13 protein-coding genes are annotated in these 14,349 nt (G+C 62.5%); 5 read left to right on the forward strand and 8 right to left on the reverse strand.

The genetic code is table 11. From position 1 onward, the window contains the following. Positions 1–32: 32 nt before the first annotated feature. The gene (locus tag P0M12_RS10805; RefSeq protein WP_277377702.1) at positions 33–1,181 is read right to left on the reverse strand and encodes a glutamate--cysteine ligase; all 1,149 of its coding nucleotides are present in this window, start codon (positions 1,179–1,181) and stop codon (positions 33–35) included. Between the two features lie 160 nt (positions 1,182–1,341). Between P0M12_RS10805 and P0M12_RS10810 the strand changes: the two genes are divergently transcribed. Then, positions 1,342–1,647 carry a hypothetical protein gene (locus tag P0M12_RS10810; RefSeq protein ID WP_007735689.1) on the forward strand — a complete coding sequence of 102 codons (306 nt, stop codon included), beginning with the start codon at positions 1,342–1,344 and terminating at the stop codon, positions 1,645–1,647. 57 nt (positions 1,648–1,704) lie between these two features. On the opposite strand, the gene P0M12_RS10815 is transcribed toward P0M12_RS10810, so the two are convergent. The 4 genes from P0M12_RS10815 to P0M12_RS10830 all read right to left on the reverse strand — a co-directional run bounded on the left by P0M12_RS10815 (position 1,705) and on the right by P0M12_RS10830 (position 5,377). Then, positions 1,705–1,974, reverse strand: coding sequence for a Rho termination factor N-terminal domain-containing protein (locus P0M12_RS10815; protein ID WP_003943161.1), 270 nt, complete (start codon positions 1,972–1,974; stop codon positions 1,705–1,707). 87 nt (positions 1,975–2,061) lie between these two features. Further along, entirely contained in the window at positions 2,062–4,230 is a 2,169-nt protein-coding gene (locus tag P0M12_RS10820) for a catalase (RefSeq protein WP_003943216.1), read from the reverse strand. 142 nt (positions 4,231–4,372) lie between these two features. Next, on the reverse strand, positions 4,373–4,609 hold the full coding sequence (locus tag P0M12_RS10825) for a CsbD family protein (RefSeq protein WP_003943084.1): 237 nt from the start codon (positions 4,607–4,609) through the stop codon (positions 4,373–4,375). Positions 4,610–4,912: 303 nt separating this feature from the next. Further along, positions 4,913–5,377 (reverse strand): hypothetical protein, encoded by a 465-nt coding sequence (locus tag P0M12_RS10830; RefSeq protein ID WP_225320190.1) that lies wholly within the window; start codon positions 5,375–5,377, stop codon positions 4,913–4,915. Between the two features lie 281 nt (positions 5,378–5,658). Here P0M12_RS10830 and helR point away from each other — a divergent pair, with 281 nt between their 5' ends. Then, positions 5,659–7,881, forward strand: coding sequence for an RNA polymerase recycling motor ATPase HelR (helR, locus tag P0M12_RS10835; protein WP_151098469.1), 2,223 nt, complete (start codon positions 5,659–5,661; stop codon positions 7,879–7,881). Here helR and P0M12_RS10840 read toward each other — a convergent pair. Next, complete coding sequence (locus tag P0M12_RS10840; protein ID WP_277377706.1) at positions 7,843–8,604, reverse strand: IclR family transcriptional regulator; 762 nt, start codon at positions 8,602–8,604, stop codon at positions 7,843–7,845. The genes helR and P0M12_RS10840 overlap by 39 nt on opposite strands. Positions 8,605–8,673: 69 nt before the next feature. On the opposite strand from P0M12_RS10840, the gene P0M12_RS10845 reads away from it, so the two are divergent. Genes P0M12_RS10845 through dmpG form a run of 3 tightly spaced genes read left to right on the forward strand, consistent with a single transcriptional unit; the run spans position 8,674 to position 11,467 of the window. Then, entirely contained in the window at positions 8,674–9,501 is an 828-nt protein-coding gene (locus P0M12_RS10845) for a fumarylacetoacetate hydrolase family protein (RefSeq protein ID WP_265154316.1), read from the forward strand. Then, a complete protein-coding gene (locus tag P0M12_RS10850) occupies positions 9,498–10,442 on the forward strand; it encodes an acetaldehyde dehydrogenase (acetylating) (RefSeq protein WP_003943168.1) in 945 nt (314 codons plus the stop codon). The genes P0M12_RS10845 and P0M12_RS10850 overlap by 4 nt, the downstream gene beginning before the upstream one ends. Then, positions 10,439–11,467 (forward strand): 4-hydroxy-2-oxovalerate aldolase, encoded by a 1,029-nt coding sequence (gene dmpG, locus P0M12_RS10855; protein WP_020909650.1) that lies wholly within the window; start codon positions 10,439–10,441, stop codon positions 11,465–11,467. Before P0M12_RS10850 ends, dmpG begins: the two co-directional genes overlap by 4 nt. Positions 11,468–11,578: 111 nt before the next feature. Here the strand turns inward: dmpG and P0M12_RS10860 are convergent, their stop codons facing one another. Both P0M12_RS10860 and P0M12_RS10865 read right to left on the reverse strand, forming a co-directional pair. Beyond that, the gene (locus P0M12_RS10860; RefSeq protein ID WP_030537432.1) at positions 11,579–12,400 is read right to left on the reverse strand and encodes an alpha/beta hydrolase; all 822 of its coding nucleotides are present in this window, start codon (positions 12,398–12,400) and stop codon (positions 11,579–11,581) included. 120 nt (positions 12,401–12,520) lie between these two features. After that, complete coding sequence (locus P0M12_RS10865) at positions 12,521–14,347, reverse strand: ATP-binding protein (RefSeq protein ID WP_030537433.1); 1,827 nt, start codon at positions 14,345–14,347, stop codon at positions 12,521–12,523. Positions 14,348–14,349: the final 2 nt, after the last annotated feature.

Here is a 14,349-nt window from a genome sequence, read left to right on the forward strand (position 1 = left end):
GAAAGTTCTCGAATGCCCATTCCAACCGTGCCTTACAGCTCACTGCCCCCTTGCGAACTGCACCCTTCGAAAGTGCGTCGAGCGCACTCGTCGATCACATCAGCTACACGTGACCGACGCGTGAGTTCACGGCGCTGCACGATCGCCCCGTTTCCGTTGCTGAACACCTTGTCCAAGGAGGCCGTGACCTGCTCGAATTCTCCGAATGCAGTCAACGCAGGTTCGACGTGATCCACCAATTGCCGAACCGCCTGGTGTGCAGTCAGCAAGCGCACGGATTCCACGTCCAGCGACCTCCCGTCGAGTCCGTCACGCGCCGCCCGCCAGCAAGCCGCGCGGAGTAGTTCGTGATCGACAGCAGGCGCTGCTTCACCTTTCGTGATCGCGGCGGATGCGGTACCGACGAGTGCCTGCACCAGTGTGGCCAGAGTCATCGTCTCCTCCACGGTGGCGGGCACGTCGCTGATCCGAATCTCCACGGTGGGAAGGTGATCCGACATGCGCACATCCCAATAGACCATGTGTGGATCGAGAATGACCCCTGTCTCCAGCATTGCTGCAACAGCATCTTCGTAGTGCGCCACGGACTCGAAGTAGGGCGGCGGACCCGAACTGGGCCATCGGCCGAACAGAACGTAACGCCAACTCGCATAACCGGTATCGCGACCGGCGCTGATCGGAGAGTTCGCCGTCAGTGCCAACAAGGTCGGTAACCATGGGCGCAGATGGTTGATGATCTGGACCGATCGTTCTCGATCTTCCACACCGACATGAATGTGGCAACCACACATAACACCTTCGGTGATCGCTCTGAATTGACCGGCCATTCGCTGGTATCGCGACGTTTGAGTGATCTCGTCCACCGGCGGATCGTAGAACGGCGTCCCGACTGCGATGAGTTGACAACCCACACGGGCAGCGGCGTCGGCGGTGACGGCACGCGACTCACAGAGTTGATCACGAAGATCACGAATATGGTTTCCGATCGACGTAGACGTCTCCACCTGACAGCGCGTGAGTTCGAGTTGCAGCGAGATACCGAGTTCCCGCCCGGCGGCAGCAACCTCGGAGTTGCGCAGAGTGGGATGTCCAGTCTGCGGATCGCAGAGCAAGAACTCCTCTTCGACACCGAGAGTCGGTGTACCTACCGAGAATATGTCGGGAGTCGGCTTCGCGTTCATAGGGCTTCCTCGCACCGCTTTTCATCCACATCCGATACTTCGAGCGTACGACCTTCTACCCCTTTCGGCACTACTCCGACCGTTTCATCCAGTCACCGATCGGGTAGTTGCCCTGTGGACCGACGACGAGCGAAGAATCGCAAGTCTTCATGAGCTCAGGATGGAGTGTGCCGTGACAAACGCGAGCGAAAGTTCACCGGTAGATGACGAACACACAAATCGATCGCACGTAGGGGAGGCAATCAGCGACGGTCGCAACTATCCCGGATACCTGCTGATCGGGCTGGGTCTGGCAACACTCGGATTGACCTTGGTGGCAGCAGGTTACGGATTTCGTGGTTGGGCAGTCATTGCCGGCGTCGTGTGTGTGGTGTCCTTCATCGTCGGAACACTGGCCATCTTGATGGAACACCGACGGGTCAAACGACTGGAAGGTCAGGAACTCTTCGATCAAGAAGGGCACTGAACCGACCGCTCGAGTCGTATTCTGCTCAAGCAGAATACGACTCGAGCAGAACACAGCTCAGTGAGTGCGGAGCTGCTCGATCAGCTCACCCTTGTTCAGCTTCGAATAGCCGTGCAGATCGAGTTCCTTGGCACGTTTCTTCAGCTCGTCGACTGTCCACTCCTCGTACGGCGAGGATTGTCCGCCGGACTTGGCGACATTCGACCGCCCTCGATTGGCGGCCGCATTGGAGATTCGGGCCGCCTTCTCCTTGGAATCGCCCTTCTCGCGTAGCTCTTCGTAGAGTTCTTGATCCTTGAGTTGAGGTTGTGAGTCCTTGCGAGCCACTGTTTCGTCCCTTCACTCGTCTTCACTCCGACGGTGTGGCCGAACTGGCAATTCGGCCACACCGCAGGTTCGAACTTACGTCGGCACTCAGGATGTAGGCGGCACCTCGAAACGCCCCCACACGCGGTGCGTCTTCAGAAGCTGAGCCAGCGAGGCGAGCGCTCCTTCCGCGTCTGCATCGACGACGACTCCCAATGCAGACTCGTCGATACCGGCCGCAGCCAGCGCACTCATGCTCTCTCCCCAACCACCAATCGCCTTGCTGTGACGATACATTTCGTTCAGCAGAGTCTCCACCCGTGGATCCAACTTGCCCTCGCCGATCCGAGAAACGTCGCCGCTCAGCAGGATTGCATCGAATTCGATCGAACGAGCTGTGAGGTAGGTTCGCTGCACCGTCACCGCGTCGTCACCGTCCCCGATGGTTCCGCCGTGCGGGCCGAGGATCAGCGGCACCATGCCGGCGTCGAAGATCTTGTCTCGAACGGCGACAACCGTTTCGAGATCGGAGTTCTCATCGACCAGTAGTGCGATGATCCTTCCGTCTACCGGCCATTCCGCACCAACCTGGGACAGTGCAGGGCTGAGCTCCGGATCACTCAACGGCTCGGTCGGTTCGGGAACCGGAAGGCCAAGCCCCCCTGCGACGATCGACACGAGACCCGCGTCGATATTTGCCAAGATGCCCAGATTCCGGGTCTTGATGTTCTCCTCGTAGCACTTACCCAATTCGAAGGTATACGCCTGCGCGACGTGCTCCTGTTCGACAGGGGAGAGACTGCGATAGAAGAGTCGAGCTTGCGAGAAGTGATCGTCGAACGATGCCGGCGCCTGCCTCACCTTTCGCCCTGAAACTTCTTCGGGCACCTCGATATAGGCCGCGCTCTCCGCCGAGGCCAAGAACGGGCACCCACCGTCCAACGAATTGGGATGGTACGGCGCAACTCCGGTATGTACACCGTCCTGATGAAAGCCGTCGCGAAGCATGTCGTTGACAGGCGCGTGAGGCCGGTTGATCGGGATCTGATCGAAATTGGGGCCACCGAGTCGCGTGATCTGGGTGTCGAGGTACGAGAACAAACGCGCCTGCAGGAGACGATCGTTGGTGATGTCGACACCCGGAACCAAGTGACCCGGATGGAATGCAACCTGCTCGGTCTCGGCGAAGAAGTTCGTCGGATTGGCGTCGAGTGTCATCGTTCCGATGACCTGAACCGGCGCGAGTTCTTCGGGCACGATCTTGGTGGGATCCAATAGATCTATGCCTTCGAACATTTCGTCTTCGGTATCAGGGAACACCTGCACGCCCAGATCCCAGGACGGATATGCGCCCGCCTCGATGGCGTCGGCAAGATCGCGTCGATGGAAATCCGGATCCACACCGCCGGCGATCTGCGCTTCCTCCCACACGAGTGAATGCACTCCGGCGGCCGGCTTCCAGTGGAATTTCACCAGATTCGTCTCGCCGTCGGCATTCACGAGCCTGAACGTGTGAATACCGAAGCCCTCCATCATGCGATAGGAGCGCGGGATGCCGCGATCGGACATGTTCCACAATGTGTGCGCCGTGGCCTCGGTGTGCAGCGACACGAAATCCCAGAATGTGTCGTGCGCGCTCTGCGCCTGCGGGATCTCGCGGTCCGGGTGGGGCTTCGCGGCATGGATGATGTCCGGGAATTTTATGCCGTCCTGGATGAAGAACACCGGGATGTTGTTGCCCACCAGGTCGAAGACACCTTCGTCGGTGTAGAACTTGGTGGCGAAACCGCGTGTGTCGCGTACGGTGTCCGCCGAACCTCGTGAACCCAGCACCGTCGAGAACCGCACGAAGACCGGGGTTCGAGCACCGGAAGCGAACACCGATGCTTTACAGATGTTTTCGGCCGCGCCATTCGCCAGGAACGTTCCGTGTGCGGCCGCCCCGCGGGCGTGGACGACGCGCTCCGGAATTCGCTCGTGATCGAAGTGTGTGATCTTCTCACGCAGGTGGTGGTCTTGAAGAAGAGTCGGGCCACGCTCGCCGGCAGTGAGTGAGTGGTCGGTCTCGTAGAGACGTGTACCGGTTGCGGTGGTGAGGTACTCCCCCCGCTGGCCGCGACCATTTCCCTTCACCTTCTCCTCGGCACCCGCGACGGTACGCACCTCCGGCTGCCGCTGGTCATCCTTGGGCGGCAACGGCTGTCGAGGCTTGACCGGCTCTTTCAGGTCCGGCGCTTTCGGGGCCGGTGCACCTGGGACGGACTGAGATGAAGGCATCGAACAGCTCCTCTTGATCGTCATGCTGGGCGCAAGAATCTTGTTACGCCTTATGTAAGTAGAGATTTCAAACTGAACGCGGAGCCACGGCTCACCCCCGGCTGGGATCAATCCCAGGCCGAGGGTGACGAGTGCGTCAGGGCTATTGCTCGGACTTCTGTCGCGCTTCGTCCGCGGCCGCTTCTGCGCGAGCCTTCTCGGCTTCTGCCTCTTTCTTCGCGACTTCTCGCTGGCTTTCGGCCTTGTCCTGCTGGGCGCGGCCCTCTCGGGTCAAACTGTCGTTTCCGGAAACCGCACCCACGGCTTCCTTGGCCTTACCCTTGACGTCCTCTACGACGCCTTTGATTCCCTCGCTGGGACCGCTCTTGTCATCTGGCACGTTGACCCTCCAATACGTTTCGGATTGTTGCTCAGGAATCCCACACAGGTAGGAATCCCCCACAGAAGGCCCTACCCCGTCGAAATTCGCATAAACATCCGTGCACCGACACTCCGCAACGCGTACAAGAAGCGGCCACCGAGGGGAGTGCCGTTCACTCTCGTGTGTTATTCAGTGCTCATGAGCCAGTTACAGACCGATCCCGCCCGTGGGCGGAACGCTGTCCACGATTCGCGCGCTTGCGCCCAACCTGGCTCCGAGCGAGCGACGCGTCTCGAACATCTCAAATAGCAAACAGCATTCTCAGAAACTGTTTACCGGGCACAGGAATTGGCGGGACTCGTTCCAGAAGGGGAAGAGGTCGGTGGTGGTGGCCGTGGGGTGGTCGATCTCGGCGAGAGTGTAGAAATCGAGAATCGTCCGCCCGGCGGTTGCGCTGACCTCGCATGCCTGCAAGCTCAGTTTCGCCTCCGCCACGAAGCCGATACTGCGGGCGAAAGGTCCGAGGGTCCCGGCATTGACAAAACCCTCGAGGTTTTGTCCCCACTGGTTGTAGTCCGACTGCAAAGCAAAGCTGCATGTTTCACCGAACAACTCGGTGCAGGTTGTCGGCTTCCCACCGATCGTGTGAACCGTATCGGCGAGCTCGTGCGAAGTACCTTCGCGCGGTGATCCGGAAAGGAGAAGCAAGACGGCGACGGCCAAGGCAACCACCAGAAGGATGCTCGCGGCCGTTGCCAGTATCGCCTTCACAATCCCTCGATCCACGTAAGTTCATGAGGGGAACCGTTTTTGGAACACCGGTCACTGGATTTGTACCCGTGACACTCGGGGTCCAAACATCGACCAGGCTGGGAGCCGTGCATCAGACTGGGGGGTCGCGAGAGGATCTGTGGGAAAAAGCCGAGGGAGGATCGACACTCCCTTCCACTATCAATGTATATCGTACCGGGGGCCTTGCGGCAAGGCCCGGGTAGTGCCGCAGAATGGCTCTTCCGATCCCGCACGACCCACTACGGGATCGGAACAGCCAGCGGAAGTGAGGGCACGTGCCAACCCAGGGATACGAAGAAGAACTGCGATCCGAGCGGAACTATGTGGAGGCACTCTACGCACGCCTCGATGCGGAGCGCGCCCGAGTCAAGGGCAGGTACAGCACCGCTCTGCGCGGAAACGGCGAAGCACTCATGGAACGCGATGCAGAGGTGCGCGCGCTCGCCAAAGAGGTGAAGAGGCTGGACGTAGCCGACAACGGCCTGTGCTTCGGCCGGTTGGACTCGCTGTCGGGTGAGACTTCGTACATCGGCCGAATCGGCCTTCTCGATGCGGACAACGACTACGAACCGGTGCTGCTCGATTGGCGGGCGCCGGCATCTCGCCCGTTCTACGTTGCCACCGCTGCAAACCCGGAGAACATGCGTCGACGCCGTCAGTTCCACACACGCAGTCGACACGTGGTCGATTTCACCGACGAGGTACTCGGGCGCCCTGACGGCGCAGAACACGACACCCACAGCGATTCCGCCTTGCTCGCAGCAGTCAATGCACCCCGCGGTGAGGGAATGCGGGACATCGTGGCGACCATCCAGGCCGAACAGGACGACATCGTCCGACTCGAACACCCCGGGGTGCTGGTGATCGAAGGTGGCCCCGGTACCGGGAAAACCGTCGTCGCCTTGCACCGCGTCGCCTACCTGCTCTACACGCAGCGAGAGCGAATGGAACGTCACGGCGTCCTCGTGGTCGGGCCGAACCCGGCGTTCCTGAACCACATCGGCCGCGTACTGCCCTCGCTGGGCGAGTCCGACGTGGTGTTCATGACCACCGGTGATCTCGTTCCGGGTTTACGCGTCACCGCCGAGGACGCTCCTGAGGCCGCTGGGCTCAAAGGCTCGCTGAAGATCCTGGACGTTCTCGGCGCAGCGATTGCCGATCATCAGCGACTGCCCGAGAACCCGTTGTTGATCGAATTGGCGGACGTCACAGTGCGAATCGACGCCGAAACTGCGGAGTGGGCCCGAGAAGAAGCTCGTTCGAGCGGACTCCCCCACAACGACGCTCGCACTGTGTTCACCGAAATCGTCACCTGGGCACTGACCGAGCGGGCGATAGCGCGGATCGGCAAGGGATGGTTGACACGCAGTGACCGTGAAGCCTGGGAACAAGTGCGCGCAGATCTGACCGCAGAGTTGGCGGAGAATGACGCGTTCGCCGCCGCACTCGACGCACTCTGGCCGATCTTGACACCGAAAGAGCTACTGACACAGCTGTTTACTTCGCCGGAACGCCTACGCAAGGCAGGCGCAGACGAGACACTGTTGCGCCGAGAGGGCGATGCCTGGACGGTGTCCGACGTTCCGCTTCTCGACGAATTGGTGGACATGCTCGGCCGGGACAAGCCCGTCGACCAGAGTGCCGAACGTGAACGCCGCGACGAGGCTGCGTATGCAGCGGGCGTGCTGGACATGATGATCAGTCGCGAAGACTTGATGGACGACGAGGATCATCTCCTCGCCCAGGACATGCTGTACGCCGAGGACCTGGCGGATCGTTTCGTCGAACGCGATACCCGGGAGCTCGCCGAACGCGCTGCTGCTGACCGAGACTGGACGTACAGGCATATCGTGGTCGACGAGGCACAAGAGCTGTCCGAGATGGACTGGCGAGTCCTGATGCGCCGCTGCCCGGACCGGTCTTTCACGGTGGTAGGTGATCTCGCGCAACGACGTTCACCCGCAGGTGCTCGCTCGTGGGCGACGATGATGGAGCCGTACGTTCCCGGCCGCTGGATCTACCGATCCCTGTCGGTGAACTATCGCACCCCCGCCGAGATCATGAGCGTCGCCGCCGCCTTGCTCGCCGAGTTCGCGCCAGACGTCCAGCCACCCGAGTCCGTCCGCGCCTGCGGGATCGCGCCGTGGTCCAGACAAATATCCGCCGACGAACTAGCCTCCGCCATCGACGAATTCAATCAGGACGAGGCCGGACGCGAGGGTACGAGCGTCGTCATCGGACCTGCGAGTGTGCCCGGCGCTGTGCCGGTTTCGGAAACGAAGGGCCTGGAGTTCGATGCCGTGCTCGTCGTGGAACCGGAGCGAATCATCGCCGACGGCCCACGCGGTGCGTCTGAACTCTATGTCGCCCTCACCCGCGCGACCCAACGTCTCGGCGTCCTACACGAGGGGCCATTGCCGCACGCATTGACCGGGCTCGTCCGGGTCGGGACGGCCAGATCACCGCAATCGTTCGCGGCGAGCGATCGTGCTGTGTAGGCCTTCGGCAGCAGCGCGCACGTAGGACAGCTGGCTCTCGGGGACGAAGCGACTGGTGGGACCGGTGACACTGATGGCCGCGACGGGTTTGTCATTGGTTCCGAATACCGGCGCCGCAACGCACGCGAGACCCGGCGCTGATTCCTCGCGCTCGAACGCAATACCAGTCTCGACCACTCGGTTCAGTTGGGTGTTGAGAATGCCGGGCGCAACAATTGTGTGCGGGGTTCGGCGCGTCATCGGCTCCGACAGCACCTCGCGGCGAAACTCGTTGTCGGAGAATGCCAGGAGCGCCTTTCCGATTGCGGTGCAATACAGCGGTATCCGGCCACCGGTCCGGGACGGCGAGTTGGCTTGTCGGTGTCCGCCGATCTTCGCGACGTATACGACGTCGTGGCCGTCACGGACCCCCAGGTGGACTGTCTCGTGGGTCCGCTCGTACAGGTCCTGGAGGAACGGCATCGCCATCTCCAGAAGGCTCCGTTCGAGAGAGGCGAGCATGCCGAGTTCGAAGAGGCCGCCGCTGAGCCGGTAGCCACCGTCGATACGGTCGAGTAGCCGGTTCGCGACCAGTTCGTTGGCCAGGCGGTGCACCGTCGCCTTGTGCAGGCCCGTCCGCTGGACCAGGGTGGCCAGAGGCAACACGTGGTCGTCGGCCCGGAAGGCGCGCAGGATCGTCACCGCCTTGCCGAGTACGGTGTCGAGGTTTGCGCTGCCAGTCACCTCCCCAGCGTATCGCTGAGTGAGACAGTTCCCTGGCGCAATCTCGGTGCCGCGGCGAAAGTAGTGGCCATGAGCCAGCCCACGAATACCAGTACAGCTAGCGAGACCGACATCGCAGCTGCTGCGGACCGCCTCGCAGCCGCCATCGCGAGCGGCACTCCCTGCGCGCCCGTGCGCGATCTGATCGGCGCCGACGACCTCGCCGCCGCCTACGCCGTCCAGCGCCGCGTCGACGAAATCCGTCGGCAGGCGGGGGCCGTGGTCGTAGGCCGCAAGATCGGCCTGACCTCAGTGGCAGTCCAGCAGCAGCTCGGTGTCGACCAGCCCGACCTCGGCGTGCTGTACGCCGACATGGAGTTCCCCGCCGGCGGCGCCATCCCCATGAGCCGTTTGATCCAGCCCAAGGTCGAAGCGGAAGTTGCCTTCGTGCTCGGTGCCGACCTCGTGGACGGACCGCTGGACAGTGCGCAGGTGCGCGGTGCGATCGACTACGCCGTCGCCGCGATCGAGATCTGCGACAGCCGCATCGAGTCGTGGGACATCAAGTTCGGTGACACCGTCGCCGACAATGCGTCCTCGGGCGTGTACGTCCTGGGAACCGAACGACGCACCCTCGACGAGGTGGAACCCGCCGGCGTCGTCATGTCGATGTCCGTCGACGGCACCGAGGTGTCCACCGGCGTCGGAACCGCCTGCCTGGGCGATCCGATCGAAGCCGTCGTCTGGCTCGCCCGCACTGCACGTGAGTTGGGGCAGCCGCTGACCGCAGGGCAGGTGATCCTGTCCGGCGCTCTCGGCCCCATGGCACCGGTCACCGCAGGCAACGTAGTCACCGTGACCGTCTCCGGGCTCGGTTCCGTCACCACCAGTTTCTCCAGCGAAGAGGACAACGCATGAGCAAGGTCAAGGTCGCGATCATCGGATCGGGCAACATCGGCACGGATCTGATGATCAAGGTGCTGCGCAACTCCGACTACCTGGAGATGGGCGCGATGGTCGGTATCGACCCCGCGTCGGACGGCCTCGCTCGCGCGGCGCGTCTGAACGTGCCGATCACGGCAGAAGGCGTCGAAGGCCTTGTCGGTCTGCCGAACTTCGACGAGATCGAGATCGTCTTCGACGCCACCTCGGCAAAGGCTCACGTGGCCAACAACGCGCGGCTGGCTCCCCTCGGCAAGCGCATGATCGACCTGACGCCTGCCGCGATCGGACCGTACGTCGTACCGGCTGTCAACGCGGACGAGCACTTGGACGCACCCAACGTCAACATGGTGACGTGTGGCGGCCAGGCCACCATCCCGATGGTTGCCGCTGTTTCTCGGGTCGTCCCGGTGGCGTATGCGGAGATCGTCGCGTCCATCGCCTCCAAGTCGGCCGGCCCCGGAACGCGCGCCAACATCGACGAGTTCACCGAGACCACGTCCGAGGCGATCGTGGCAGTCGGCGGCGCTCGTCGCGGCAAGGCCATCATCATCCTCAACCCCGCTGAGCCGCCGCTCATCATGCGCGACACGGTCTTCTGCCTCGTCGACGCACCGGACCCGGCTGTTCACGACGAGATCCGTCAGTCGATCGAGAAGATGGTCGGCGACGTGTCCGCGTATGTCCCCGGCTACCGGCTCAAGCAGGAAGTCCAGATCACCGAGATCCCGGCCGACCAGCCCGTCGAGACGTTGCTCGTCGACGGCAATCGCCCCACCCACCAGGTGTCGGTGTTCCTCGAGGTCGAGGGCGCGGCACACTACCTGCCTGCGTACGCCGGCAATCTCGACATCATGACGTCCGCCGGAATGCAGATCGCGGAGCGCATCGCCCAGCAGAAGGAAGCAACCAAGTGAGCAACCGCAAGATCTTCGTCCAGGACGTCACCCTTCGTGACGGCATGCACGCTGTCCGCCACCGCATTTCGCCCACCGACGTCAAGCGGATCGTCACAGCTCTCGACGCTGCCGGCGTCGACGCGATCGAAGTAGCACACGGTGACGGCCTCGCCGGCGGCTCGCTCAACTACGGCCCCGGCTCGAACACCGACTGGGAATGGATCGAAGCAGCGGCCGAGGTACTCGAGCACGCTCGTCTCACCACGCTGCTACTTCCGGGTGTCGGCACGATCAGTGAACTCAAGCATGCCTACGACCTCGGTGTTCGCTCGGTTCGCGTTGCCACGCACTGCACCGAGGCCGACGTCTCCGCGCAGCACATCGAAACCGCCCGCGAGATCGGCATGGACGTCTCGGGCTTCCTGATGATGAGCCACATGGCGCCTGCCGAGGAACTGGCCAAGCAGGCCAAGTTGATGGAATCGTATGGCGCGCACTGCGTCTACGTCACCGACTCGGGTGGACGTCTGGTGATGAACGACGTCGCGGATCGTGTTCGTGCATACCGCGACATCCTCGACGAGGGCACCGAAATCGGTATCCACGCCCATGAGAATCTCTCGCTCTCGGTTGCCAATTCCGTTGTTGCAGTGCAGAACGGCGTCACCCGCGTCGATGCTTCGCTTGCCGGTCACGGCGCCGGTGCCGGCAACTGCCCCCTCGAGGCCTTCATCGCCGTCGCCAACATCGAGGAGTGGGAGCACGGCTGCGACCTGTTCGCCCTGCAGGATGCCGCCGACGACATCGTCCGACCGCTGCAGGACCGGCCGGTCCGCGTCGATCGCGAAACCCTCACTCTCGGCTACGCCGGCGTGTACTCGAGCTTCCTGCGCCACGCCGAAGCTGCGTCGGAGCGCTACGGAATCGACGTTCGCACACTGCTGCTCGAAGCTGGACGCCGCCGTCTGGTGGGTGGTCAGGAGGACATGATCGTCGACATCGCGCTCACCCTCGCAGCGCAGGCGACAAAGGAAGCAGTCTGACGCGCTGCCGAGTTCGCTGACACCCGAGTCCCGTCTCCGGACGAGGGCGGGACTCTGTCACGTAAAGGCCGGTGGTGACCATACGGTCACCACCGGCCTGGGCTGAATGGCTTACTTGGCGATGAAGTCGAGAATGTCTGCGTCCAAAGCCTTCTGGTAGTCGCCGTAGATTCCGTGCGGCGCACCCTTGTAGATCTTCAATGTGCCGTCATTGACCAATTCGATTGCCTTGAGGGCGGCTGCGCCAATGGGAACGATCTGGTCGTCGTCACCCTGCGCAATGAAGACGGGAACGGTCAACGCCTTCAAGTCCTCGCTGAAGTCCGTCTCCGAGAACGCCTTGACACAGTCGTAGGCAGCTGCCAGATTGACCAGCATTCCCTGGCGCCAGAAATCGTCCTTCGCCCCCTGGGACACGTTCGACCCCTCGCGATTTGCGCCGAAGAACGGCTCGGCGATGTCGCGATAGAACTGCGAACGGTCGGTGAGAACTCCGGACCGGATGTCGTCGAACGCTTCGATCGGTGTGCCCTCCGGGTTGTTCTCCGACTTCACCATGATCGGCGGAACGGCGCCGGCGGTGATCACCTTGGCAACACGCCCTGCGCCGTGTTGCGCTGCGTACCGAACGACCTCGCCGCCTCCGGTCGAGTGACCGACGAGCGTCAGATCGTGGAGGTCGAGCGCTTCGACGAGTTCAGCCAGATCACGGGCATAGGTATCCATGTCGTTGCCCTGATAGGTCTTCGAGGACCGGCCGTGGCCGCGACGGTCGTGTGCGATGGCACGGTAACCGGCGTCGGCGAGCACCTTGAGTTCCAACTGCCAGGCGTCCGAGGAGAGGGGCCAACCGTGGCTGAGCAGCACAGGCCTCCCGGCGCCCTGTTCGGTGTAGTAGATCTCGGTTCCGTCGGAAGTGGTGATGTACGGCATGATGTCCTCCTGGGCGAAAGGTTCTCGTTGGGTAACAAGAACATTCGTCCACTTCAGGAGCGATGTCGTCGCTGCTGGCTTCCATTGTGGGGGAGCGCTACCCGGGGAACCCACTACCGGCTAACTGGTAGAGGGATCGATGCGAACGGTGATGGTGGTGCCACCACCGACCGGGCTCGAGATCGTCAGAGTTCCTCCAACCGCGGCAACGCGGTCCTGCAGCCCGATCAGACCCGAACCGCTTTCGGCGTCTGCTCCCCCCTTGCCATCGTCACTGATGGTGAGGTCCAGACGACCCTCTTGCGAGACGGCCGCGATCGTAACCACGGACGCGTCGGCATATTTCGCGGTGTTGGTGAGCGCTTCAGCGACAACGTAGTACGCCGCGACTTCCACAGAATCGGTTAGTCGAGTGACGATCTCGGCTGTGAGCGCGACCGGGATCGGACTGCGGCGAGCCAAAGTCTTCAGCGCCGGCGCGAGACCCCCGCGGGACAGGATCGCCGGGTGAATCCCTCGCGAGAGTTCACGAAGATCGGTATTGACTTGAGCCAGTGTCTCAACGGTGCGGGCCAAGCTGATTCGCAGCTCATCGAATCCGTCGGGAACTGCGGCCTGCGCGCCGCGTAACTCCATCCCGAGAGTGACGATCCGCTGTTGCGCCCCGTCGTGCAGGTCACGTTCGATGGTTCGGCGGGCTTTGTCGGCTGCAGCCACGACGCGCGCCCTGGACCGTGTGAGCTCGCGCCTGGTTTCACCGTTGTAGACCGCGGTTGCGAGCAGGTCTGCGAAGTCGGTCAACCGGTCCTCGACGTCACTCGCGAGAACACGTCCCGTACCGCCGATGATTACAGCTCCCCACGTCCGACCGTCGACGTTGATCGGTACCCCGATTCCCGTACGCAACCCGCGTCCGCGCAGCCTCCCCGCGATCGCCCCTGTCGCAGTGGTGAAGTCGATGGCAATCGGCGCACCCGAAGTCTCGACGATCGTGCAGACGTTGTATCCACCGACAGGGAAGCGTTCACCCGGGATCAATCGTTCTCCGGTTGTAGTATCGTCCCGCGCAGCGAGAATTGTGAAGTAGTCGTCGTCGTCGTAACGCACGACCGACACGTGTTCGATGTCCAGTCCGTCGGCCAACTCCGCGGCGACAGCATGATGGACATCGTCGGGTTCGGCTCTCGAGGCAACAAGTGTCGCTACGCGTCGCAGTGAAGCCTGCTGACGCGCCAACGCGAGAGTCTGTTCGAGAAGTACCCCGCGATCTCGCACAGCGGCAAGCAGGGCCTCGAGCGACGGTACGATTCGTTGAACGCGGCGAGCATCGGCCTGGGTCAACTCTGCCGGTACAAGTAGCGAACCCGCGACACAGGCTCCATCCCGTAGAACGATCCGCCTCTGCCCGCGCCCCACCGGGGCATCCGCGGGCCCTAACTTCGCATACGGCGCGGGCAGGTCGAGCACGGCGGACAATCGCACGCTCGCGTCGTCAAGCATCTCCACTACATTCGACGTCCGAAGCATCGTCCGAGCCAGCGCAGCCAACAGATCCGCCTCACGACGACGCTGATCCGATTCCATGGCGCGAAGACGTGACTGACCGACGAGAACGTTGGTCAGCAAGGCCAGGACGAGAAAAACCACCACTGCCGGTACAAGGCTTTCACGGCTTTCGACGACGTGGATGTAGGCGTACGCGGCAGTGCTGGCAACCGCCGTCGCAATTGACAGCCGAAATCCCCAGCCTGCCGAAACGACGAGGACACCGAAAAGAAAAACCGCGCCGAACGCATTCTCGGGTGCAATCCGCTTCAACATCAGAACGAGAAGAATCTCCACGACAATCAATCCCGTAGCCAGGGCGATGCCCCAACCGAGGGGAGGAGCGCTCGGACGCAGCACGGACGTGACGAGACGGCCGCGCAACGGAACTGACGAAGTCATCG

The sequence above is a fragment of the Rhodococcus sp. RCBS9 genome (assembly GCF_029457415.1).
GTDB classification, from domain to species: Bacteria; Actinomycetota; Actinomycetes; order Mycobacteriales; family Mycobacteriaceae; genus Rhodococcus_F; species Rhodococcus_F qingshengii.